Origin of the sequence: Variovorax glacialis (genome assembly GCF_051216375.1) — a bacterium.
Taxonomy (GTDB): Bacteria; Pseudomonadota; Gammaproteobacteria; order Burkholderiales; family Burkholderiaceae_C; genus Variovorax.
In genome coordinates, this window is sequence record NZ_JBPJZT010000009.1 from 137,315 (window position 1) to 158,899 (window position 21,585).

Annotated in this window: 20 protein-coding genes and 3 riboswitches; of the genes, 12 read left to right on the forward strand and 8 right to left on the reverse strand. The window is 67.4% G+C overall.

From position 1 onward, the window contains the following. Positions 1-8 precede the first annotated feature (8 nt). Together ACSFBL_RS23640 and ACSFBL_RS23645 are read right to left on the reverse strand one after the other, a co-directional pair. On the reverse strand, positions 9-1,223 hold the full coding sequence (locus tag ACSFBL_RS23640) for a toxin-antitoxin system YwqK family antitoxin (protein WP_435518252.1): 1,215 nt from the start codon (positions 1,221-1,223) through the stop codon (positions 9-11). Beyond that, entirely contained in the window at positions 1,220-1,630 is a 411-nt protein-coding gene (locus ACSFBL_RS23645) for a VOC family protein (RefSeq protein ID WP_435518253.1), read from the reverse strand. Before ACSFBL_RS23645 ends, ACSFBL_RS23640 begins: the two co-directional genes overlap by 4 nt. 74 nt (positions 1,631-1,704) lie before the next feature. Between ACSFBL_RS23645 and ACSFBL_RS23650 the strand changes: the two genes are divergently transcribed. The 5 genes from ACSFBL_RS23650 to ACSFBL_RS23670 all read left to right on the forward strand — a co-directional run bounded on the left by ACSFBL_RS23650 (position 1,705) and on the right by ACSFBL_RS23670 (position 7,545). Next, positions 1,705-2,061 carry a DUF2946 family protein gene (locus ACSFBL_RS23650; RefSeq protein ID WP_435518254.1) on the forward strand — a complete coding sequence of 119 codons (357 nt, stop codon included), beginning with the start codon at positions 1,705-1,707 and terminating at the stop codon, positions 2,059-2,061. A gap of 98 nt (positions 2,062-2,159) precedes the next feature. Continuing rightward, positions 2,160-4,487, forward strand: coding sequence for a TonB-dependent receptor (locus tag ACSFBL_RS23655; RefSeq protein WP_435518255.1), 2,328 nt, complete (start codon positions 2,160-2,162; stop codon positions 4,485-4,487). Between the two features lie 25 nt (positions 4,488-4,512). Beyond that, positions 4,513-5,412 (forward strand): copper chaperone PCu(A)C domain-containing protein, encoded by a 900-nt coding sequence (locus ACSFBL_RS23660; RefSeq protein WP_435518256.1) that lies wholly within the window; start codon positions 4,513-4,515, stop codon positions 5,410-5,412. Positions 5,413-5,479: 67 nt separating this feature from the next. Beyond that, a complete protein-coding gene (locus ACSFBL_RS23665) occupies positions 5,480-6,241 on the forward strand; it encodes a PhaM family polyhydroxyalkanoate granule multifunctional regulatory protein (protein WP_435518257.1) in 762 nt (253 codons plus the stop codon). 35 nt (positions 6,242-6,276) lie between these two features. Beyond that, complete coding sequence (locus ACSFBL_RS23670; protein ID WP_435518258.1) at positions 6,277-7,545, forward strand: FIST signal transduction protein; 1,269 nt, start codon at positions 6,277-6,279, stop codon at positions 7,543-7,545. 11 nt (positions 7,546-7,556) lie between these two features. On the opposite strand, the gene ACSFBL_RS23675 is transcribed toward ACSFBL_RS23670, so the two are convergent. From ACSFBL_RS23675 to ACSFBL_RS23685, 3 genes are all read right to left on the reverse strand, one after another. Then, a complete protein-coding gene (locus ACSFBL_RS23675; RefSeq protein ID WP_435518259.1) occupies positions 7,557-8,858 on the reverse strand; it encodes a D-amino acid dehydrogenase in 1,302 nt (433 codons plus the stop codon). Positions 8,859-8,944: 86 nt separating this feature from the next. Beyond that, a riboswitch (glycine riboswitch) is annotated at positions 8,945-9,062 on the reverse strand. 9 nt (positions 9,063-9,071) lie between these two features. Further along, positions 9,072-9,167: riboswitch (glycine riboswitch) on the reverse strand. A gap of 26 nt (positions 9,168-9,193) precedes the next feature. After that, the gene (locus tag ACSFBL_RS23680; RefSeq protein ID WP_435518260.1) at positions 9,194-10,441 is read right to left on the reverse strand and encodes an FAD-dependent oxidoreductase; all 1,248 of its coding nucleotides are present in this window, start codon (positions 10,439-10,441) and stop codon (positions 9,194-9,196) included. Positions 10,442-10,521: 80 nt separating this feature from the next. Then, positions 10,522-10,629, reverse strand: a riboswitch (glycine riboswitch). A gap of 147 nt (positions 10,630-10,776) precedes the next feature. Next, positions 10,777-11,511: a helix-turn-helix domain-containing protein gene (locus ACSFBL_RS23685; protein WP_435518261.1), complete on the reverse strand. Its 735-nt coding sequence runs from the start codon at positions 11,509-11,511 to the stop codon at positions 10,777-10,779. A 124-nt stretch (positions 11,512-11,635) separates the two neighbouring features. On the opposite strand from ACSFBL_RS23685, the gene ACSFBL_RS23690 reads away from it, so the two are divergent. From ACSFBL_RS23690 to ACSFBL_RS23715, 6 genes are all read left to right on the forward strand, one after another. Beyond that, on the forward strand, positions 11,636-12,478 hold the full coding sequence (locus ACSFBL_RS23690) for a hypothetical protein (protein WP_435518262.1): 843 nt from the start codon (positions 11,636-11,638) through the stop codon (positions 12,476-12,478). A gap of 25 nt (positions 12,479-12,503) precedes the next feature. Then, complete coding sequence (locus tag ACSFBL_RS23695; RefSeq protein WP_435518263.1) at positions 12,504-14,462, forward strand: MFS transporter; 1,959 nt, start codon at positions 12,504-12,506, stop codon at positions 14,460-14,462. A gap of 10 nt (positions 14,463-14,472) precedes the next feature. Further along, positions 14,473-15,132 carry a phosphatase PAP2 family protein gene (locus ACSFBL_RS23700; RefSeq protein WP_435518264.1) on the forward strand — a complete coding sequence of 220 codons (660 nt, stop codon included), beginning with the start codon at positions 14,473-14,475 and terminating at the stop codon, positions 15,130-15,132. Positions 15,133-15,235: 103 nt separating this feature from the next. Beyond that, entirely contained in the window at positions 15,236-15,508 is a 273-nt protein-coding gene (locus ACSFBL_RS23705) for a hypothetical protein (RefSeq protein ID WP_435518265.1), read from the forward strand. 98 nt (positions 15,509-15,606) lie between these two features. Beyond that, entirely contained in the window at positions 15,607-16,389 is a 783-nt protein-coding gene (locus ACSFBL_RS23710) for a DUF2145 domain-containing protein (RefSeq protein ID WP_435518340.1), read from the forward strand. A gap of 52 nt (positions 16,390-16,441) precedes the next feature. Continuing rightward, the gene (locus ACSFBL_RS23715) at positions 16,442-17,524 is read left to right on the forward strand and encodes a serine endopeptidase (RefSeq protein WP_435518266.1); all 1,083 of its coding nucleotides are present in this window, start codon (positions 16,442-16,444) and stop codon (positions 17,522-17,524) included. Here ACSFBL_RS23715 and ACSFBL_RS23720 read toward each other — a convergent pair. Continuing rightward, entirely contained in the window at positions 17,497-18,276 is a 780-nt protein-coding gene (locus ACSFBL_RS23720) for an SDR family NAD(P)-dependent oxidoreductase (RefSeq protein ID WP_435518267.1), read from the reverse strand. The two genes, ACSFBL_RS23715 and ACSFBL_RS23720, sit on opposite strands and share 28 nt — an antisense overlap. Positions 18,277-18,403: 127 nt before the next feature. On the opposite strand from ACSFBL_RS23720, the gene ACSFBL_RS23725 reads away from it, so the two are divergent. Further along, entirely contained in the window at positions 18,404-19,336 is a 933-nt protein-coding gene (locus ACSFBL_RS23725; protein ID WP_435518268.1) for an aldose 1-epimerase, read from the forward strand. Positions 19,337-19,355: 19 nt separating this feature from the next. Here ACSFBL_RS23725 and tgt read toward each other — a convergent pair whose 3' ends face one another. After that, positions 19,356-20,528, reverse strand: a complete 1,173-nt coding sequence (gene tgt, locus ACSFBL_RS23730; RefSeq protein WP_435518269.1) for a tRNA guanosine(34) transglycosylase Tgt — start codon at positions 20,526-20,528, stop codon at positions 19,356-19,358. After that, positions 20,522-21,565, reverse strand: a complete 1,044-nt coding sequence (gene queA / locus ACSFBL_RS23735) for a tRNA preQ1(34) S-adenosylmethionine ribosyltransferase-isomerase QueA (RefSeq protein ID WP_435518270.1) — start codon at positions 21,563-21,565, stop codon at positions 20,522-20,524. Before queA ends, tgt begins: the two co-directional genes overlap by 7 nt. Positions 21,566-21,585 lie beyond the last annotated feature (20 nt).

Genomic DNA, 21,585 nt, shown 5'->3' on the forward strand with positions numbered 1-21,585 from the left:
TCGAGAGGCTACTTCGCGTAGGCCTTCCGCGATCCGTCCTCGAACACTTCGTCGTCGCGCTCGAGCTTGCCGCTGGCATCCCAGGAGCGTTCGCGGGTGATGCGGCCCTTGTCGTCGTAGATCGACTCGGCGATCAGCGTGCCGTTGTCGCTGAAGCGCTGGTGCGTGCCGATGGCGGTCTGCCGCCGGTCGGTCGACAGGTAGCGCCCGACGGCGGCGCGCTGGCCGTTGTCGTGATACTCGGTGACCTCGATCTGGCGTGGATCACCGCCCACGCCGTAGACCGCCTTGCTGAGCGGCTGCCCGTTCAGATAGAAGCTTTCGTCGCTCACGGGCTCGCCTGCGGCGTTCCAGCGCTGGTCACGCACGAGCGTGCCTTTTTCCGAGAACTCCTGTTCGCGCTGCTTGGTGGCGCCGCGTTCGCTCACCAGCGAAACGACTTCGCGCCGCTTGATCCCCTCGGAGGAGAAGCGCCGCTCGGTGCGCTGGTTGCCTGCGAGTTCGTCGAGCGCGGCGGGCTTGCCGTTGTCGTAGAGCTCCTCGCTGCGCACCCGCTTGCCTGCCAGATACGAAAGCCGGGAGCGCAGGATTCCCTTGTTGTCGAACAGCTCGACCTGCGACGGCGCGTTGCCGAAGCCGCAGAGCCGCGCATCGTCGACCGCGGGCGCCAGCACCGGCTTGTCGCCGCAGCGCAGGGCCGACAGCTGGCCGCGCTCGGTGAACTCGACCGAAGCGCGCTCGCCCGCCACGTCGGCGAAATAGGTGACGCGACGCAGCTGGCCCGAGGGATAGAAGCTGCGGACGAGGCCCGTTTCGTGTCCGTCGTCGTAGGTCGCGTCGCGCAGCACCTGGCCGGCCGGCGAATACTCGCGTGCGCGACCCTCCATGTTGCCGCGCGCGTTCACGCTGTACTCCTTCACGAGCTTGCCCTGGTCGTAGATGCGGACGACGCCCACGAAGGTGCCGCTCTGGATCTGCTGCTCGCGCGCCAGCTCGCGGCTGTCCCGGTCCTTGCAGCGCATCAGCCCGGTCTTTCCGGCCGTCGTGTTGCCGTTGGCGGGGTTCACGGCAACGCCGTTGATCTCGCAATCCTGCACGGCGTGCGCGGCGGTGTGGCACAGGAGCGGGAACAGGGCGGCCAACCCGGCCGCGCGCCAGTTCGGCCGGTTCAGCCGCTTCAACCAGTTCAACTTCACCACGCCCATGACCTCGGGGAACCTCATGCGTCGTAGACGGTGGCCAGGGACCGGAATCCCTTGGCCTCGATCGGATTGCCGAACGGATCGCAGAAGAACATGGTCCATTGCTCGCCGGGCAGGCCTTCGAACCGGACCTGCGGCTCGAGCACGAAGTCGATGCCGGCGGCCTCCAGGCGCCCGGCCATCGTTTTCCAGGCAGGGAGTTCGAGCACGATGCCGAAGTGCGGCATCGGCACCATCACGTCGCCGACGCGGCCGGTGCGCGAGGTGGCGAAGGGTTCGCCGAGATGCAGCGAGATCTGGTGGCCGAAGAAATCGAAATCGACCCAGGTTTCCGTGCTGCGGCCTTCGGCGCAGCCCAGCACGCCACCGTAGAAGCGCCGGGCTTCGTCGAGGTCGCGCACGTGAAAGGCGAGGTGAAAGATGGACATGTGACTTTCTGTGTCGAATCGTTCATTTTCCACAAGCCGGGCCTCCATGGCGAGCGGGTTGATAATCCGGGTCCATGTCCGCCCTCCGCCGCGCCCACCGACTCGTCAGCTTCGTGCTGATGTGGTTCGTGCTGTCGCTCGGCGTGGCGGTGGCTTCGCCGGTGGTGCATCCGCAGGCGATGGAACTCGTTTGTTCCGCCAGCGGGGCGGTCAAGGTGATCGTCCAGACGGACGACGGCGTGCAGGAAATGGGCGCGTCGCATCTGGATTGCCCCTTGTGCGTGCTGGCAGGCGCGCCGCCGCCCGCGCCGGCCGTTGCCTTGCCGACAGTCCAGCCGCTGGCGCTGGCCGTCCAGTCGATTCCCGCCGCGCGCATTGCAGCGGCCACCGCTGCGCCGCTCCCGGCGCGCGGGCCTCCGCGCTTCCTCTGAACTGCATCCGCTGATCCCGCTGCGCACCCACCGGTGCGCCGGCGTCGATCTCCCAGCCATGCATCGGTGCCCCCACAGGGGCCGAGGAGCGCATTCAAGTGAAGAAGAAGACCCTGCTGTCGCTCGCCGTGGGCGCAGCTTTTCCATGGCTCGCCGGGCCCGCGATCGCCCAGACCACGGAAGGCGCCGCAGCCGAGGACAGCCCCGAGCGTGTCAAGTCGCTGGGCGTCGTGACGGTCACGGGCGGCCAGCCGACATCGCTGCCGACCCAGATCCCGACCACCATCGAAGGCGTGACGCGCGAGGAGATCGAGACGCGCATCAACGCGACCGACAGCGAGGACGCGCTCAAGTACCTGCCCAGCCTGCTGGTGCGCAAGCGCTACATCGGCGACTACAACCACGCGATCCTGTCGACGCGCGCCTCCGGCACCGGCAACAGTGCGCGTTCGGCGGTGTATGCGGACGGCATCCTGCTGTCGAACTACCTGGGCAACGGCATCGCCAACGGCACCAACTACGCACCGCGCTGGGGGCTGGTCACGCCGGAGGAAATCGAGCGCGTGGACGTGATGTACGGCCCCTTTTCAGCGGCCTACCCGGGCAATTCGGCGGGGGCGGTGGTGGACTACGTGACCCGGATGCCGACGCAGCTCGAAGCGCACGTCAAGGCGGGTTATGCGTCGCAGCCCTTCGACCTCTACAACACGCACCAGACCTTCAACAGCTGGCAGACCAGCGCCTCGATCGGCAGCAGGAGCGGCGACTGGTCGTGGTGGATCGACGTCTCCCGCACCGACAGCGAGGGCCAGCCGCTGACCTTCACCACGGCCACCCTCGCATCGGGCACCGTCGGCCGCAACGGCACGCCGGTGACCGGCTTCGTCCCGGGCCTGAACACGACCAGCATGCCCTGGTACATCCTTGGCACGGGCACCCAGTACCACACGGTGCAGGACCACGCGAAGCTCAAGCTGGCCTACGACTTCTCGCCCACGGTGCGCGCGACCTACACGCTGGGCTGGTGGCAGAACACATCCGAAGGGCGGTCGGCAAGCTACCTGAGCAACAGCGCCGGCGCACCGGTCTACACCGGGGCGATCAACATCCTCGGTCGCAGCTTCACGCTGGCGCCGACGGCCTTTCCGCTAACCAACGACGACCAGACGCACTACATGCACGGCCTGTCGGTCAAGAGCAATACGCAGGGCGAGTGGGATTGGGAGGTGGCGGCGAGCCTGTACGACTACGCGACCGACCAGCAGCGCCAGCCGACGATCCCGCTGCCGCTGGCCGCCATCGGCGGCGCGGGAACCTTGCAGAACCAGGGCGGCAGCACCGGCTGGAACACGCTGGCGGCCAAGGGCACCTGGCGGCCGCCGGGGATCGGTGGCGCGCACATCGTGGATTTTGGCGTCGGCCGCGATGCGTACAAGCTGGGCATCCTCAAGACGAACGTCTTCGGCAGCTGGCTGGACGGTCCGCCGACGACCCTCGTCAGCAATGTCGGCGGCGACAGCGAAACCGTGAGCGCCTGGGTGCAGGATGCGTGGTCCTTTGCGCCCCGATGGAAGGCCGTGCTCGGCCTGCGCTACGAAGACTGGCAGGCGGACAACGGCTTCACGCAGGTCGCGACCAGTGCCATCGCCTATCCGCCACGCAGCCAGTCCGACAAGTCGCCCAAGGCGGCGCTGGCCTACCAGCTCACCGATGACACCGTACTCAAGGGATCGGTGGGCCGCGCAGTGCGTTTCCCCACGGTGGGCGAGCTGTACGGCGCGACGACCGGCGGGGCGCTGTCGTTCATCAACGACCCGTTCCTGAAGCCGGAGAAATCCTGGACCAGCGAACTGTCGGCCGAGAAGGACCTCGGCAACGGCCTGGCCCGCGCAACGCTGTTCCACGAGACCACCGACGACGCAATCTACAGCCAGCTCATTCCCGGCTCGACGACCGTGTCGCGCGTGCAGAACATCGCCAAGGTGCGCACGACCGGCTTCGAGCTCGCCTACACCGGGCAGGACGTCTTCATGCGCGGGCTCGACCTGGGCGGCAGCCTGACCTTCGCGGACTCGAAGACCGTGGAGAACCCGACCAATCCGGCCAGCGTGGGCAAATGGCAGCCGCGCGTGCCTCGCTGGCGCTCGACGGTGTTTGCCACGTACAAGCCCGATGCACACTGGGCCTTCACGGTCGCTGCCCGCTACAGCGGCAAGCAGTATTCGACCCTCGACAACAGCGACGTGAACGGCTTCGCCTATACAGGGGCGAGCAAGTACTTCACCGTCGACATGCGCGTGCGCTACCAGATCGACAAGCAGTGGTCGGCCGCCTTCGGCATCGACAACGCCAACAACTACCAGTACTGGAATTTCCATCCGTATCCGCAGCGCACCTACACCGCTGAACTCCGCTTCGACCTCTGACTCCACACTCGACAAAGGACCCGTCATGAACGCCACCTTCAATTTCAAGCAGCTTGCCGCCTGCGCACTGCTGTGCAGCACCGGCGCGGCATTCGCCCACGTGACCCTGCCACCCGGCGGCGGCACCGCGGGCAGCGAGTACGACGCCGCATTCCGCGTGGGCCATGCCTGCAAGGAGGCCAAGAGCACCACCGGCATCACCGTGCGCCTGCCCAAGGGATTCGGCTTTACCGATGCGCAGGCGCGCAAGGGCTGGAAGCTGGACGTCCAGAAGGCAGCGGGCGACAGCGGCGGCGAAGTGCGCTGGACGGCCGAATCGGCGCAGACGGCCCTGCCCGGCAGCGAGCGCGCGGAGTTCATCGTGCGCGGCAAGCTGCCGGCGGCGCCCGGCGTGCTCTGGTTCAAGGTGCTGCAGACCTGCGACAACGGCAGCGCCGACTGGGCGCAGGTCCCCGCCAGCGGCGTCTCGACCGAGGGCCTCGAAAGCCCGGCCGCCCGCCTCGACGTGCTCGCACCCGGCGTGGCCGCGGTCGACGTGCGTGACGCGTGGATCCGCGCCTCCGTACCAGGCCAGAGCGGCACGGGCGCCTTCATGAAGCTCAGCGCGCCGTCGGGCGCGCGCCTGGTCGGTGCGTCGACCCCGGCTGCCGGGGTAGCCGAAGTGCACGAGATGAAGATGGAAGGCGACACCATGCGCATGCGTGCCGCGGGGGCGCTCGACCTGCCCGCACGGCAGACCGTCGAACTGAAGCCGGGCGGCTATCACTTGATGCTGATGGACCTCAAGAAGGCGCTCGTCAAGGACAGCACGGTGCCGCTCACCTTGCTTTTCGAGGACGCCAAGGGCCAGAAGAGCACGAAGGAGCTGGAAGTCCCGGTCCTCGCGGGTGCGGCCGCGCCTGCCGGCGGCGAACACAAGCATTGACGCGCCCAAAAGCCACGCTGCTTGGAGTAAGCTGCCCGGACAAGAACCACACCCCTGGAGACCGCCCATGAGCGACACGAGCAAGCCTTTCGCCTTCAGCCAGTTCGTTCCGGGCTTCGACTTTCTCAGGAATCTGGCGAGCGGCAGCGCTTCGGCCGGCGCGAGCGCGGTGCCCGGCATGCCGAGCCTGTCGAGCTGGGTGGCGCCGACGCTGAGCGTCGAGGAAGTCGACAAGCGCATCCAGGAACTCAAGACCGTGCAGTACTGGCTCGAACAGAACGGCCACGCGCTCAAGGCGACCATCCAGGCGCTGGAGGTGCAGAAGATGACGCTCTCGACGCTCCGCGGCATGAACGTGCGCATGGAAGACCTCGCCAGCGTCTTCACCCGCCAGGCCTCCGCCCCGACGCCCGCGCCGATGCCTGCACCCGCTCCTTCGTTCCGCGCCGCGCCGCCGGAACCCGAGCCGGAAGTCGAGGAAGAAGAGGATGAGGACGTCGAAGTCGAGGCCGACGAGCAACCCGCTGCGAAGTCGAAGGCTTCGAAAGCGGCCGGCGGTGCGTCGGCGGATGGCGCCGGCGTGGTCGATCCGCTTCAGTGGTGGGGCGCGCTCACGCAGCAGTTCCAGCAGATCGCCGCCTCGGCCATGCAGGACGCTTCGCAGTTGAAGGTGCCGGCCATGGCGGAAGCCGTCGGCAAGGCGATGGGCGCGGCACCGGCCAAGGCGACCCGCAAGCCGGCCGCTGCGGCCGCCAGCAAGAAGACATCGACCGGCCGCAACGCCGCTGCCGGCAAGTCGTCGGCTCCGGCGCGCAAGCGCGCGCGCTGACGTCCCTGGACGAACCCAGACAGAAAGCCGCGCGCATGAAGCTCTTTCCCTCCGGTCACGCCACCCATCCGCAATGGCGCATGGCGGCCGGGCTCGTGCTCGCCCAACTGCGGGCGCAGATGGCGCTGCCCGACTACGCCCGCTCGCCCACGCTGGGCCTGCTCTACATCACCGACCACTACGCGGCCGACGCACAGGAAATCCTCGACCACCTCGGTGCCGAACTGCCCGAGATCACGGACTGGTCCGGCACCGTGGGCGTGGGCGTGGCCGCCAACAACGCCGAGTATTTCGACGAGCCGGCCCTGAGCGTGATGCTGTGCGAACTGCCCAGCGACCAGTACCGCGTGTTCTCGGGCGTGGCGCCGCTCGCCAGTTCGGAAATGAGCGGCTTTGCCGCGCACACCGCGCTCGTGCATGCCGACCCGCGGACGCCCGAACTCGGCGAGTTGATCGCCGAAATGGCCGATCGCACCGACACCGGCTACCTGTTCGGCGGCCTGTCTTCGGGGCGCGCCGGTTCGCTGCAGTTCGCCATCGGTGGCAACGGCAACATCCGGGGCCATGGGGCCGTGGGCGGCGTGTTTTCAGGGGGTTTGTCGGGGGTGGTGTTCGGCGAAGGCGTGCGCCTGGTGTCGCGGGTTACGCAGGGCTGCCAGCCGGTGTCCCGCGAGCGTGAGATCACGAAGGCGGACGGCAACCTGCTGCTCGAACTCGACGGCGATCCGGCGCTCGATGTGCTGCTGGACGACCTCCACGTATCGCTCGACGCGCCGGAGCAGGCGGTCGATGCAGTGCGCGCCACGCTCGTGGGTCTGGCCGAAGCCGGCAGCGACGGTGTGCGACGCACGCGCGACCTCGGCGCCGACGTTCGCGTGCGCCACATCATCGGGCTCGACCCGACGCGTCGCGGCGTGGCGATCGCCGACGTCGCCGAGGTCGGCATGCGCATGACCTTCTGCCGACGAAACGCGCAGGCGGCGCGATCAGACCTGATGCGTGTGTGCGCCGAGATCCGCGAGGAACTGGAGCCGGAGGAGCAGACGCTCGCCACGGCCCGCGCGGTGGCGGCCGGCGAGGCCGAGGCGGCGCCGCATCCGGCCCGGCGCATCGCGGGAGCCGTCTACGTGAGCTGCTCCGGCCGCGGCGGTCCGCACTTCGGCGCGCCGGGGGCGGAATTGCAGATCGTGCGCCACGCGCTGGGCGACGTGCCGCTGGTCGGCTTCTTCGCGGCGGGCGAGATCGCCCGGAACCATCTTTACGGCTACACCGGCGTGCTGACGGTGTTCACCTGCAACGACTGAGCGCCTGCCGCTCAGGCGGGCTGCAGCGCGGGCGACGCATTTGCGCGCAGGCCGGTGAAAGCGAAGTCGACTTCCGGCGCCAGGCCGCTCACGATCCGGGCGATCGACTTGCCCGAGCCGCAGGCATGCGTCCAGCCGAGCGTGCCGTGGCCGGTGTTCAGGAACAGGTTCGGCAGCTTCGTCCCGCCGATCAGCGGCACGTTGCTCGGCGTCGCGGGGCGAAGGCCGGTCCAGAACTGGGCATTGGCGGCATCGCCGGCGCCGGGAAAGAGTTCTTCGACGCGCCGCACGATCGCCTCGCAGCGCACGCGGTTCAGGTCGCGGTCATAGCCGTTGAATTCGGCCGTTCCGGCAATCCGCAGCCGGTCGCCCGACTCGGAGGTGTAGCGCGAGAAGACCAGCTTGTACTCGTCGTCGGTCAACGAGACCTGGTGCGCCTTCGACGCGTCCTTCACCGGCAGGGTGACCGAATAGCCCTTGGCCGGGTAGATGGGCAGGCGGATGCCGAGCGGCGCCGCGTAGAGCGGGCTCAGCGAGCCCATCGCCAGCACGAAGGCGTCGCCGCGAATGCGCTGGAAGCGGCCTTCGCTGTCGGTGGCCTCGACGTGGTCGATGCTGCCGCCGGCCTCGCGCAGCGCCGTCACGGTGTGGCTCATCAGGAACTTCACGCCGGCCGCAGTGGCCAGTTTGACGAGTTCGCGCGCAAAGCGGTTGGCGTCGCCGGATTCGTCTTCGGCCGTGTAGGTGGCACCGGCGAGCTGGGAGCGGATGTGGGCCAGTGCGGGCTCGATCTTCACGGCCGCGTCGGCGGAAATCACCTGGCGGTCGCAGCCCAGGGCGCGCATCTGCTCGGCGGGTTCGAGGGCGGCGTCGAACTCTTTCTGCGTCGTGTAGAAGTGCAGGATGCCCTGCGTGCGCTGCTCGTAGCCGATGCCGGTGTCGCGGCGCAGTTGCTGCAGGGTGTCGCGGCTGTAGGTGCCGAGCCGCACGATCTGCTCGATGTTGTGGCGGGTGCGCGCCGGCGTGCACTCGCGCAGGAATTGCAGCCCCCACAGCCATTGCCGCATGTCGGCGCGCATGCGGAAGAGCAGGGGAGCGTCTTCCTTGCCGAGCCATTGCAGTACCTTGAGTGGCGCACCCGGGTTGGCCCAGGGCTCGGCGTGGCTCACCGAGATCTGCCCGCCGTTGGCGAAGCTGGTTTCCGCGGCCGGCGTGGCCTGCCGGTCGATGACGGTCACCTCGTGACCGAGTTGCTGGAGGTAGTAGGCCGAGGTCACGCCGAGCAGGCCGGCGCCAAGAACGATCACACGCATTGAAAGCACCTTCGAAGGTTGCAGCGCTCGGACGGATCGGTTTCGGAAGCTGAATGGAAAAAGCAACCGGACCGGACGTCCAAGTTGCCGCTCCCCCTGTCCTCGGTACCTGAGAGATTCACCCGCTGCGCCCGCAGCGGGTTTGCTCCTTCGGTGCATCACGCTCGCATGCGAGTGAAGTGATGGCTCTCCAGACGGCTATGACAGTTGGTGCAGTACAGGCCCGTCTTGCGAGCCGACCTGAGCGTTTATGGGAGTTTGCGCCTTCGGTGGGGCCGCTTTCGCGGCCCGCTCTCCTGCAGTGCGGCGATTGTAGGCGGCCGGAGGCCTCAAGGCTACAAGCCCCTGAAGGCGAACTGGAGTTCGGGGCGCAGGCCGCTGACGATGCGGGCGATGGACTTGCCCGCTCCGAGGGCATTGATCCAGCTGGGTGTGCCGGGCGCCGTGTTCAGGAACAGGTTGGGGAGGCGCGTCTTGCCGATCATCGGCAGTCGGGTCCTGCTCACGGCGTGCATCTCGGTGGCGAGCGATGCGTGCGCCATGTCGCCCGCGCCCGGGAGCAGCATCTCGACGCGCGTCAGGATCGCATCGAAGCGGTCCGAATCGGGTTCGCTTTCCTCGTCCAGGCCGGCACGAACCGTGGCGGTGACACGCAGGTGGTCGCCTTGTGGCGTCTCGACGCGATCGATGCGCAGCTTGCCCTGGCGATCGCGCAGCGCGACGCGCGGCGCGCGGGTCGGATCCTTGACCGGTATCGTCACGATGTACTCGCGCACGAAACGCAGCGGCATGGAGACGCCCAGGTACTCCGCGTGCTGGACGCTCGACGAGCCCAGCGCCAGCACATAGGCCTGGGCACGGAGCGTGGTGGCGCGGCCATGGGGATCGAGCACCTCGACGCGGTCGATGCGGCCGTCGCGGTCCTTCAGCGACACCACCGTGTGCTTTGTCAGGAAACGCACGCCCGCCGCGCGGCAGAGGAAGACCAGGCTTGCCGCGAACTGCGAAGGATCGCGGGCCGGGTCTTCGGCCGAGTAAGTCGCGCCGGCAAGTTTGTCGCGGATGGCCTTCAGCGCGGGCTCCATGCGGATCGCGTCATCGGCGGAAAAGAGCTGTTCCTCGCAGCCGAGTTCGGACCAGTGTGGGGCGCGGGCCATTCGATGGTTGAAGGCCGCGGCATCGGTGAACAGATTCAGCAGGCCGCCGATACGCGTGCCCTGCGGCATGCCCGCCTCTTCGCGCAGGACGCGCGCACTCTTGCGACTGTAGGCGGCGAGGCGAACGAGGTGCTCGACCGGGTCGCGCTGGGGCTTTTCGCCGATGGCGCGATCGAGCAGCCTGGCGACGCGGCGGCGCAATCCAGTGCGCAGCCGGGCCCATCGGCTTTGCGCCCGCCCGCCGTGGACAGGCGTGGATTCGGGCCGCTTCGACGTGGATGCGTCGCCGGTCGGCGCGACACGCCCGCGGGCCTTGGCGGCCGGCGTCGCATGCCGGTCGACCACGATGACTTCATGGCCCAACTGCTGAAGGTAGTAGGCCGAGGTGACACCGAGCAAGCCGGCGCCGAGTACAACCACGCGCATGTCCGAATCCTTTTGGGATGGCACGAACGGCGGGCGTTGGTGCTCACTGTGCGAAGCGGCCGTCACCCGGGGTTCAGATTGCCGCTCCCCCTGTCTCTGTTACCTGAGAGATTCATCCGGCGCGACCTGCGACGGACTTGCTCCTTCGGTGCGCCACATTGGCGTGGCGTCTCTCCAGTCGGCGATTGATCAACGAAAAGCAGTGCCTGAACCACTGTGTGTGCGGTTCACCTGAGCGTTCATGGGAGTTTGCGCCATCGGTGGGACGAGTCTGTCCACTTTTCTGCAGGCCATGATTTTATAGAGGAAACCGGTTTCCGTGTGTTTCATCACACTCAGGCGCGTCGCAGCCGGGTGAAGAGCTCGAACTCCCAGTTGCGCATTCCCAGCAGCAATGTGTAGCCCTCGCGCTCCTTGGGCGACAGTTTCTGGTCGGTCTGGTGCTGCTGCGCGAAGTCCTGCGCGACGCGCTGCAAGCGGTCCAGGAAGGCCGGGGCGAGCGACTTGCTGATGGAGCCGTGCACCAGAAGGAGGCCTTCTGCGGGGCCGTCGAAGCCGCCGCGGTAGTAGTCGAGCACCACGTTTTCCCGGAAGAAATCCATCACCGGGCCGTGCGGACGCCAGCGGAAGGTCTTGGCCAGCTTTAGCCGGTAGCGGTTCAGCGGGCGCAGCTCGATGATCCCGATGCGGTCGAGCTGGGCCAAGTAGCCGATGCACTCGGCCTCGGTGATGCGGTAGGCACCGACGATCTGCTCCAGCGTCCACTGGCTCAGCACGCAGATGGCGAGCAGCAGCAGCTTCTTGTCCTTCACCACCGCCTTTTCCTGCTCGAGCGTGAGCTCCTTGAGCAGGGGCTGCGAATCGGCCACACGGCGGGCGAGTTCCGCGAAGTCGATCTTCAGGGCCCGGCAGATGGCGTCGACCCGGGTGAGGGGCATGTCGCCCTTGGCGAGCATCCGCTTGACGCTGGATTCGGCCATGTCCAGCGACTTGGCGAGGTCCCCGTAGGTCATGTGGGCGTTCTTGAGTTCGTTCTTGAGGGCCTGGACCAGGTCGACGGTGGTGCTCATGGAGAGAGTCGGTATTGCCGGTTGATACCGGAAGTGGTGGAAAAGTACGCCGTATCGATTTTCGATGCCTGCCGGTGGGTTGACAACCTAGATTCCACCCCACGCCAATCACCGGAGTTCCGCCATGTCGCTGTCGTCTCTCTCCAGCCGCGAACGTTGCCTGCTGTCGCTGTTCGCGGTGCTCCTGCTGGCGGCGATCGTCGGGCCGGCGGTGCCAGCAATCGGATCCGGCGGGACCGCGTTTGCCGACAGCCAGGCTTGGCACGGCCTGCCGAACGCGATGGACGTGCTCAGCAATCTGCCTTTCGCCGCCATCGGCATCTGGGGCCTGCGCTGGCTGCATTGGCTGGACCGGGTGCACGAAGAGGCCCAGGATGCGGCGGTGCTGCCCCAGGCTGCGATCCAGCCGCCGGTCAATTCGCTCGATTGCGCCTGGATGTTCTTTGCGGGGCTGATCCTCACGGCCCTGGGCTCGGCCTTCTACCACCTGGCGCCCGACAGCATGCGGCTGGCGGCCGACCGCGCCGGCATGGCGGTCGCCTTCGCGGGGCTGGTGGGCTTCGCGGTGTGCGAGCGGGTGAGTGCCCGCGCCGGCTGGCCTGCGGCCTGGTTCACCCTGGTGGGCGGTTTGCTGGCGGCGGCCATCTGCCACAAGACCGGCAACGCGCTGCCTTGGGCCCTGGTCCAGTTCGGCGGCATGACGCTGATCGCGGCGCTGGCCTTGACCAAGCCGATGCATGGCGCGATCGGCCTCAAGCTGGGCTGGGTGATCTGCTTCTATGTGCTGGCCAAGCTGTTCGAGCTGGGGGACCACGCGATCTTCGAGGCGACGAATCAGCTCGTGTCGGGGCATAGCCTCAAGCATCTGACGGCCGCGCTGGCTGCGCTCCCGGTGCTGCACGCCTTGCAGACCATGGAGCGGCAATCCCTGCGGCACAATCCGGGCGCCGCCACCGTGACGGCTTGAGGAACCTGCCAGCAAGGCCTTACGAATGACATCATCCGTCGACGCGTCTTCCTCCCCGTCCAGCGTGCCCGATCCGCAAGGGCACGCCAACCAGTTCGCGCTGCTGGGGCAGCGCCGGTTTGCGCCCTTCTTCTGGACCCAGTTCGCCGGCGCGGCCAACGACAACCTGTTCAAGTTTGCGTTCACTGTCATGGTGACCTACCAGCTGCAGCTCAGCTGGATGCCGCCGGCCATGGCGGGGCTCGCGATCGGTGCCCTGTTCATCCTGCCCTTCCTGCTGTTCTCCGCCACCGCCGGGCAGTTCACGGACAAGTACGACAAGACGAAGATGATCCGCTTCGTCAAGAACCTCGAGATCGCGATCATGCTCATCGCGGCATGGGGCTTCGTCCGGGCGGATGCGGCGGTGCTCCTGGGCTGCGTCTTCCTGATGGGGCTGCACTCGACCCTGTTTGGCCCCGTCAAGTTCGCCTACCTCCCGCAGGTGCTGGACGCCCGTGAACTCACAGGCGGCAACGGCATGGTCGAGATGGGCACCTTCGTCGCGATCCTGCTGGGGCAGGTCGCGGGCGGCCTGCTCGTGGCAGTGCCGCAAGTCGGGCATACGTCGGTGGCTGTCGCGTGCGTGCTGCTGGCGCTGGTGGGCCGCGGCGTGGCGCAGGCGATTCCGCGCGCGCCCGCGACCGACCCGGGCCTGACGATCAACTGGAATCCGATCAGCGAGACATGGCGCAACCTCAAGCTGGCCCACGGCAATCTCGTCGTGTTCCGCTCGCTGCTCGGCATCTCCTGGATGTGGTTCTTCGGCGCGGTCTTCCTGAGCCAGTTCCCGAGCTTCGCGAAAGAAGTGCTGCACGGCGATGAACAGGTTGCTTCCCTGCTGCTTGTGGTCTTCTCGGTGGGCATCGGCATCGGCTCTCTGCTGTGCGAGACGATGAGCCGGCGCCAGGTCGAGATCGGGCTGGTGCCGCTGGGCGCCATCGGCATGAGTGTCTTCGCCGTCGACCTGTACTTCGCGTCGCGCGCGCTCCCCACGCTGAGCGACACGGGGCTGGGCACCTTCGTGCGGCAGCCGGCGCACTGGCGCGTGATGGCCGACCTCGGCCTGCTGTCGCTGTTCGCGGGCCTCTACAGCGTGCCGATGTACGCGTTGATCCAGCTGCGCAGCCAGCCGACCCACCGGGCGCGGATCATCGCGGCCAACAACATCCTCAATGCGCTGTTCATGATCGGCAGCTCGATCATCGCGGGCGCCTTGCTCAAGGCGGGCTTCACGATCCCGCAGATCTTCCTGTTCACCGGCATCGCCAACGCGGTGGTGGCGTTCTACATCTTCATGCTGGTGCCGGAATACCTGCTGCGCTTCGTGGCCTGGATGCTCTCCCGGTTCGTGTACCGCTTCGACGTGAAGGGCGACGAGCACATTCCGACGGAAGGGCCGGCGGTGCTGGTGTGCAATCACGTGAGCTTCATCGATGCGGTGCTGCTGATGGCGGCGAGCCCGCGGCCGATCCGCTTCATCATGGACCACCGCATCTTCCGGGTGCCGGTGCTCGGGTGGCTGTTCCGGCTGGCCAAGGCGATCCCGATCGCACCGCAGAAGGAAGACCCCGCCGCGTACGAAGAGGCCTTTGCGCAAGCCGTGCAGGTGCTGCGCGAAGGCGACCTGCTCGCGATCTTTCCCGAGGGTGCGATCACGCGCGACGGCACCCTCCAGCCCTTCAAGGGCGGCGTGATGAAGATCCTGGAGGCTGCCGGCGCCGAAGGGATCGAAGCGCCGGTGATCCCGATGGCCCTGGTCAATCTCTGGGGCTCCTACTTCAGCCGGGTCGAGGTGCGCGACGGGCAGCACGTCGCGATGGTGCGTCCGTTCCGGCGCGGATTCTTCAGCCGCGTCGGGCTCAACGTCGGCGACGCCATGCCGCAGGCGGACGTCCAGCCCGAAGCGTTGCAGCGGCGTGTGCGCGGCCTGCTCGGCGCCTGACGTCCGCCGGATGCATCTGCCCTTCTCCGAGGCCTTCTGGTACTCGGTCACCTGGTTTGGTGACAGCGGCTTCCTGCTGCCCGCCGCGCTGTGGATCGCGGTGTGGCTCGGCATTCGCAGCAGCACGCGGCCGTCCGCGGCTCTGTGGGTGATCCTTTTCGGTCTCGGCGCCAGCCTGATCGCAGCGACCAAGATCGCCTTCCTGGGCTGGGGCATCGGGAGTCCGGCGCTCAACTTCACCGGCTTCAGCGGCCACACGGCGCTTTCGGCCAGCGTCTGGCCCGTCGCATGCTGGCTGGCGGCTTCGCGCTGGGACCATCGGGCGCGCGTTGCCGCCGCGTCCTTCGGGCTGCTGTTCGCCGTGCTGATCGGGTTGTCGCGGCTGGCGATCTATGCGCATTCCAAGTCGGAAGTCGCGGCCGGCTTCGCCCTGGGGGTGAGCATCAGCGGGATCTTCCTCTGGCAGCAGCATCGGCTGCCGCATCCGCGTGTGAGCTGGACGCTGGTGCTGCTGAGCCTCGCGACGCCCGTCCTCTTTCTTCGCCCGGGCAATCCGGCGCCGACGCAAGGCGCGCTCGAGGTGATCGCGATGCGCCTCGCGGGGATCGAGCAGCCGTACACGCGCGCCGACCTGCTCGCGCGCCGACGGAAGCCACCCGGTATCGAATAGAGATACCGGCGGCGCAGGAAGCCGCCACCGGTGCATTAGTTCACGCTTTGCCGTGCAAGTGCGAAAGATCATCCGCGCACTTTCACTTCGCCGCGAGGCTTTCATGCATCCCTCCTCTTCGACCGTCTCCACGGTGGTTGCCGTCGAGGCGTCGATCGACGGGACGGTCTTCCTGCTCGAGAGGGCGTCCGACGGCGCCAGGGCCAGCGTGAAGGTGCTGGGCCGTGCAGCCAACGGCGCGTCGGTGGCTGTCGGGTCGACGGTAACGGTCAGCGTGATCGGCAGCGGCATCATCCTGTCGGCGGCCGGCGAAGTGCTGGCCTTCGTGCCCAACGCCATCGGCCGGGCGCTGCTCTACAACGAGAAGCTGTCATGAAGCGCACGCCCACCAACTTCGGCCCCTACGAGCGCGAGTACGAGGCTCGCGTCTCAGGATCGCGGCGGCTGCTGAAGGCGGCGGTGCAACTGGCCCTCATGGCAGCGGCCGTGCTGCTCGCAGGGGTGTTCCTCTTTCCGATGAATGCCCATGCCGGCCGGTCGTGCGAGAAGTCGCATCCGGATGCCGCCGCTGTCGCCAAGGGCATGCAACTCGCCGAGCGCACGGCCAGGGAGCTCGACGCGAGCGGTGCACGGGTGGTGCTCCTGGCACGGGCAGGGCAGGACCTGGGCAAGTACGGCCTGCGCTATTCGCACCTCGGCCTGGCCTACAAGACCGACGCGGGCAACTGGCGCGTCGTGCACAAGCTCAACCAGTGCGGCACCGCGGTCGCGACGGTCTACCGCCAGGGCCTGGGCGATTTCTTCCTCGACGATCTCTGGCGCTACGAAGCGGCCTGGGTCGTGCCCACAGCCGCCGTTCAGGCGCAACTGTTGGCAGCGCTCAACGAGCCTCCGGCGCGCATCACCCGGCTGCACACGGCGCCCTACAGCATCGTGAGCTACGCATGGGGCCACAAGTACCAGCAATCGAACCAGTGGGCGGTCGAAACGCTGGCCGGCGCGATGGAGCCGACGACCATCCGGACCCGCGACCAGGCGCAGGCCTGGCTGCAATTCAAGGGCTACGAGCCGACGACGCTCAGGCTCGGCCCGCTCACCCGGCTGGGCGGCCGCGTGGGCTCCGCCAACGTGGCTTTCGACGACCATCCCGGCGAGAAGCGCTTCTCCGACCGCATCGAGACAGTGACCGTGGACTCGGTCTTCGCATGGCTGCCGCGTGCGGGCCTCGGCGCCGCACCGGTCGTGCTCAAGCTGTAGACCAGAATCGCGCGATGCACGAACCGACCTTGCAACACGAAAAAGGAATGCGATGAGCAAGTCCCTGCGCCTGTCCGAAAAATGGTTTCGCCGCGGCCTCTGGGTGGTGGCGGTGATCTTCGCGGGCTTCCTGATCGCATTGGGCAGCACGATCGTCGGTGACCTGCCGCGGGTCGAACACAGGCTCGAACTCGACGACTTCATCGACCACGCCGCTGCCGAGCCGCTTCGCAACACGATCCACGAAGCCGACCGGATCGAGCAGCAGGCCGCGCGCGAACGCGAGCAGGCCGACCTCAAGCTCCTGACCGCCCAGCAGGCGAGCCGGGCGGCGCGGGAGACCTTCACGAACTGGATCGCGACCCGTCACGCCACGGCCCAGCCCGACCAGGACACCGAGCTCATCACCCGCACCAAGGCGCTGGACGCATTGAAGCTCAAGGAGGACGAGGCGCAGCGCGCCGTGGGCGCGCAGCGGCAGGTTGCGCTGGACGCGCGCCAGTCACGCCAGGGTGCGCAGCAGCAACTGGCGCTGCTGGAAGAGGATGCGCGCAAGAAGCTGGATGCGGAGTACCGCCGCATCGAACTTCGGGTGTTCGGCTACCGCCTCGCCCTGACCTTGCCGCTGCTGGTGATCGCCGGCTGGCTTTTCGTGAAGAAGCGCAAGAGCACGTGGTGGCCCTTCGTGTGGGGCTTCATTTACTTCGCGCTGTTCGCTTTCTTCGTCGAACTGGTGCCTTACCTGCCGAGCTACGGCGGCTATGTGCACTCAGTCGTGGGCATCGTCATGACCGTGCTCGTGGGCCGCTACGCGATCATTGCGCTCAACCGCTACCTGGCGCGACAGAAGCTCGCCGAGGCGCAGCCGGACACGGTGCGCCGCAACGAACTGAGCTACGACACGGCGCTGGCGCGGCTCGCCAAAAGCGTATGCCCGGGGTGCGAGCGGCCGGTGGACCTGAAGAACACCGAGATCGACTTCTGCCCGCATTGCGGCATCGGCCTCTTCGACCACTGCCGCGTGTGCAAGACCCGAAAGAGCGCATTCGCCAAGTTCTGCCATGCCTGCGGGACGGGCGCCGTCGCGCCGCCGCCGGATCTGCCGCTTCAGGTCCAGCCGGCGTCCACCACGTAGTTCTGCGCGGTGCACATCTTCGAGTCGTCCGCGGCGAGGAAGAGCGCCATGCTGGCGATGTCCTCCGCCATCACGCGGCCCGGGAGGCACTGCGCGGCGTCGATCTCCGCGCCCGACTCGGGCTTGACCCAGAGCCGCAACTGGCGCTCGGTCATCACCCAGCCCGGCACGATCGTGTTGACGCGGATGTTCTGCTTGCCGAGATCGCGCGCCAGCGAACGCGTGAGCCCCTGGATGGCCGACTTGCACGCCTGGTAGACCGGATAGCCGGCGCCCTTGATCATCCAGCTCACCGAGCCGAAGTTGATGATCGAGCCGCTGCCGAGCGAGCGCATGTCGTCGGCCACCGCCTGTGCGGCGAAGAACTGGTGCTTGAAATTGACCGCCATCAGCCGGTCGAAATCTTCGCTCGTGACGTCGGCCATGTCGTGGCGACGGTCGTTGGCTGCGTTGTTGAGGAGCACCTGAATCGGGCCGAAACGCGCGCGCACCGCGGCGATGGTCGCGCGCAGTGCATCCACGTCGGTGACATCGCAAGCGCTGAAGAGCGCTTCGTTCTCTGTGCCCAGTCGGGCCGCGAGCGCCCGGCCGGCCTCGGCGTCGAGATCGCAGAAGCCGACGTGGGCCCCCTGCGCGTGGAAGGCACGCACCAGCGCCTCGCCGATGCCGGTCGCGCCGCCGGAAATGAAGACGGTGCGACCGGCGAGCGATGGGTATCGGGCCGATGGGGCAGGGGAAGTCGATTCGGTCATGTCGGGATTGGTGCGGGAAGGAGGCTGGCCGGCAATTGCGCGGTCGTCGCGATTTTGGCCCCCAATGGTGACGCCTGCCACCCGTGTGAACGAGAATGCCGCGACCGCAACGATCCTGGCGCAATGCATGAACGAGACGAAGCCTGCCTCAGACTCCATGGGCCTCACGCAGCTCGCGGCCGGTTCGCTGCGGCTGTTGCTTGCACCGGAGATCGGGGGCGCCGTGACGGCGCTCTACGACGAGCAGGCCGGTGAGCGATTCGACTGGCTGCGCCCCGCGACGACCGATGCCTTGCGCCGACGCGACCTGTTCGCGATGGCGAGCTTCCCGTTGTTGCCCTGGTGCAACCGCATTCGCGACGGCCGCGCGCATTTCGGCGGTCGAGACATCGCGATGGCGACCAGCCACCCGGCGCCGCCCTCGGGCAAGCACGCGCTGCATGGGATCGGCTGGATGCGCCCCTGGCAGGTGGCAGAAGCCTCGGTTTCGCGCGCGATCCTTGTGCTGTCGGTCGAGGCTGATGCGCAATGGCCTTGGCGATTCGACGCCTTGCAGCTGTTCGAACTCGATCCGACCGGACTGCGCTGCACGGTGACGCTCACCAATCGCGACACGGCGCCGATGCCGGCCGGCATCGGCCATCACCCCTATTTCCTGCATCGCGAAGGCACGCGCGTGCAGGCGACGACTGCGGCCATGTGGCGCGGCGATGCGGAGGTGATGCCGGTCGCACTCGAAATGACGCCTGAAGTGGCCCGGTTGCGCGAAGGCGTCCTGCTGGCCGATCTCGACCTCGACAACAATTTCACCGGCTGGCAGCACCAGGCTCGCATCGAGTGGCCGGGGTCATCTCGCTCGCTGGTGATGACGGCCGAATCGCCACTCGACTTCTTCGTCCTCTACTGCCCGCGCGGCGCGGATCATTTCTGTGCCGAGCCGGTCAGCCAGTGCACGGACGCGATCAATCTGTCGGATCGCCGCGGGCCGGATGAAGTGGGCGGCGCAGTCCTGGCGCCGGGTGAAACGCTGACGGGGCGCTGGACGCTTCGGTCGGCCTAGCCTCAGGGCCGAATTCCGCTCAGACGCCGCGCGCGCGGTCAGTCTTGAAGCTGGCGCGGAATTCCTTGAACCGCCCCGCATCGAGCGCTTCGCGGATCTCGCGCATCAGGTTCAGGTAGTAGTGCAGGTTATGGATCGTCGTGAGCATCGGCCCCAGCATTTCGCCGCAACGATCGAGGTGATGCAGATAGGCACGGCTGAAGCCGTCGCGGCCGCCTTCGTTCCACGGCACGCCCGAAGCGCCGGCACAGGCGTGGCACGTGCAGCTCACATCGATCGGCTGCGGGTCGTTCTTGTGGCGCGCGTTGCGCATCTTGAGATCGCCGTAGCGCGAGAAAAGGGTGCCGTTGCGTGCATTGCGGGTCGGCATCACGCAGTCGAACATGTCGACGCCCTGTGCGACGCCTTCGACCAGGTCCTCGGGCGTGCCGACGCCCATCAGGTAGCGCGGCTTGTGGGTCGGCAGCTTGTGGGGCGTGTGCGCCATGATGCGCAGCATCTCTTCCTTCGGCTCGCCCACGCTCACGCCGCCGATGGCATAGCCGGGGAAGTCCATCTCGACCAGTTGGGCCAGCGATTCCTCGCGCAGGTTCTCGTACATGCCGCCCTGCACGATGCCGAAGAGCGCGTTGGGATTTTCGAGCCGCGCGAATTCCGACTGGCAGCGACGGGCCCAGCGCAGGCTGAGTTCCATCGACTTGCGCGCTTCGGCCTCGGTTGTGACGTGGCCCTGCGTGTCGTAGGGCGTGCATTCGTCGAACTGCATGACGATGTCGCTGTTGAGGATGGTCTGTATCTGCATCGAGACCTCCGGCGTGAGGAACAGCTTGTCGCCGTTGACCGGCGACGCGAACTTCACGCCTTCCTCGCTGATCTTGCGCATCGCGCCCAGCGACCAGACCTGGAAGCCGCCCGAGTCGGTGAGGATGGGCTTGTCCCACTTTTCGAACTGATGCAGGCCGCCGAAGCTCGCCATGACGTCGAGGCCGGGGCGCATCCACAGGTGGAATGTGTTGCCCAGGATGATCTGCGCGCCCATCTCTTCGAGGCTGCGCGGCATCACGCCCTTGACGGTGCCATAGGTGCCCACCGGCATGAAGATCGGGGTCTGCACCACGCCATGGTTGAGCGTGAGCGTGCCGCGGCGCGCGTGGCTTTCGGGGTCGGTGGCGAGGAGTTCGAAGTTCAGCATGTTGTTCGTTCCAGAAGCATGGCCTCGCCGTAGCTGAAGAAGCGGTAGCGCTCGCGGATCGCATGGGCATACAGGGCCATGACGCGTTCGTAGCCTGCGAAGGCGCTCACCAGCATCATGAGCGTGCTCTTGGGGAGATGAAAGTTGGTGATGAGCAGGTCCACGTGTTCGAACGTGAAGCCTGGCGTGATGAAGATGCGCGTGTCGCCGGTCGCTTCGCCGCTCTTCGCCCAGGATTCGAGCGTGCGAACCGTGGTCGTGCCGACGGCGACGATGCGCCCGCCGCGCGCCTTGGCCTCGGCGATGGCGCGCTGCGTGGCCTCCGGCACTTCGTAGCGTTCGGCGTGCATCGTGTGCTCGGCGATGTTCTCCGTCTTGACGGGCTGGAAGGTGCCGGCGCCGACATGGAGCGTGACGCTCGCACGCTGCACGCCACGTGCTTCGAGCTCACCAAGCAGCGCATCGTCGAAGTGCAGGGCGGCCGTTGGTGCGGCGACAGCACCCGGCACACGGGCGAACACGGTCTGGTAGCGGCTCTCATCGTCCGACGAGTCCGTGTGCGTGATGTAGGGCGGCAGCGGCACGTGCCCGCAGCGAGCCATCAGCGCGTACGGGTCTTCGCCCGACGGGCTTTCGAAACGGAAGCGAAAGAGCGAGCCGTCTTCCTCGGGCCATCGACCGAGCAACGTCGCGCTGAAACCGCCGACCATTGCGAGCGTTGTCCCGACCTGGGGCTTCTTGCTGACTTTCATGTGGGCGACGACTTCATCGCCCTGCAGCACGCGCTCCACCAGCAGTTCGAGCTTGCCGCCCGTGGGCTTTTCGCCGAAGAGGCGGGCCTTGACGACGCGCGTGTCGTTGAAGACGAGCAGGTCGCCGGGGCGAAGCAGCGAGGGGAGTTGCCTGAAGATCCGGTCGACCGCCGGGTCGACGGAACCATCGAGGAGCCGCGAGGCGCTGCGTTCGGAGGCGGGATGCTGGGCCACCAGTTCGGGCGGCAGGTCGAAATCGAAATCGGAAAGCGTGAAGGCGCGCATGGTGCTTGAGGGCCGGACGG

Bases quoted from the DNA above. Each gene is read 5' to 3' on its own strand.
- ACSFBL_RS23640 (WP_435518252.1), bottom strand. From the start codon at position 1,223: ATGAGGTTCCCCGAGGTCATGGGCGTGGTGAAGTTGAACTGGTTGAAG.
- ACSFBL_RS23645 (WP_435518253.1), bottom strand. From the start codon at position 1,630: ATGTCCATCTTTCACCTCGCCTTTCACGTGCGCGACCTCGACGAAGCC.
- ACSFBL_RS23650 (WP_435518254.1), top strand. From the start codon at position 1,705: ATGTCCGCCCTCCGCCGCGCCCACCGACTCGTCAGCTTCGTGCTGATG.
- ACSFBL_RS23660 (WP_435518256.1), top strand. From the start codon at position 4,513: ATGAACGCCACCTTCAATTTCAAGCAGCTTGCCGCCTGCGCACTGCTG.
- ACSFBL_RS23665 (WP_435518257.1), top strand. From the start codon at position 5,480: ATGAGCGACACGAGCAAGCCTTTCGCCTTCAGCCAGTTCGTTCCGGGC.
- ACSFBL_RS23670 (WP_435518258.1), top strand. From the start codon at position 6,277: ATGAAGCTCTTTCCCTCCGGTCACGCCACCCATCCGCAATGGCGCATG.
- ACSFBL_RS23675 (WP_435518259.1), bottom strand. From the start codon at position 8,858: ATGCGTGTGATCGTTCTTGGCGCCGGCCTGCTCGGCGTGACCTCGGCC.
- ACSFBL_RS23680 (WP_435518260.1), bottom strand. From the start codon at position 10,441: ATGCGCGTGGTTGTACTCGGCGCCGGCTTGCTCGGTGTCACCTCGGCC.
- ACSFBL_RS23685 (WP_435518261.1), bottom strand. From the start codon at position 11,511: ATGAGCACCACCGTCGACCTGGTCCAGGCCCTCAAGAACGAACTCAAG.
- ACSFBL_RS23690 (WP_435518262.1), top strand. From the start codon at position 11,636: ATGTCGCTGTCGTCTCTCTCCAGCCGCGAACGTTGCCTGCTGTCGCTG.
- ACSFBL_RS23695 (WP_435518263.1), top strand. From the start codon at position 12,504: ATGACATCATCCGTCGACGCGTCTTCCTCCCCGTCCAGCGTGCCCGAT.
- ACSFBL_RS23700 (WP_435518264.1), top strand. From the start codon at position 14,473: ATGCATCTGCCCTTCTCCGAGGCCTTCTGGTACTCGGTCACCTGGTTT.
- ACSFBL_RS23705 (WP_435518265.1), top strand. From the start codon at position 15,236: ATGCATCCCTCCTCTTCGACCGTCTCCACGGTGGTTGCCGTCGAGGCG.
- ACSFBL_RS23710 (WP_435518340.1), top strand. From the start codon at position 15,607: ATGGCAGCGGCCGTGCTGCTCGCAGGGGTGTTCCTCTTTCCGATGAAT.
- ACSFBL_RS23715 (WP_435518266.1), top strand. From the start codon at position 16,442: ATGAGCAAGTCCCTGCGCCTGTCCGAAAAATGGTTTCGCCGCGGCCTC.
- ACSFBL_RS23720 (WP_435518267.1), bottom strand. From the start codon at position 18,276: ATGACCGAATCGACTTCCCCTGCCCCATCGGCCCGATACCCATCGCTC.
- ACSFBL_RS23725 (WP_435518268.1), top strand. From the start codon at position 18,404: ATGAACGAGACGAAGCCTGCCTCAGACTCCATGGGCCTCACGCAGCTC.
- tgt (WP_435518269.1), bottom strand. From the start codon at position 20,528: ATGCTGAACTTCGAACTCCTCGCCACCGACCCCGAAAGCCACGCGCGC.
- queA (WP_435518270.1), bottom strand. From the start codon at position 21,565: ATGCGCGCCTTCACGCTTTCCGATTTCGATTTCGACCTGCCGCCCGAA.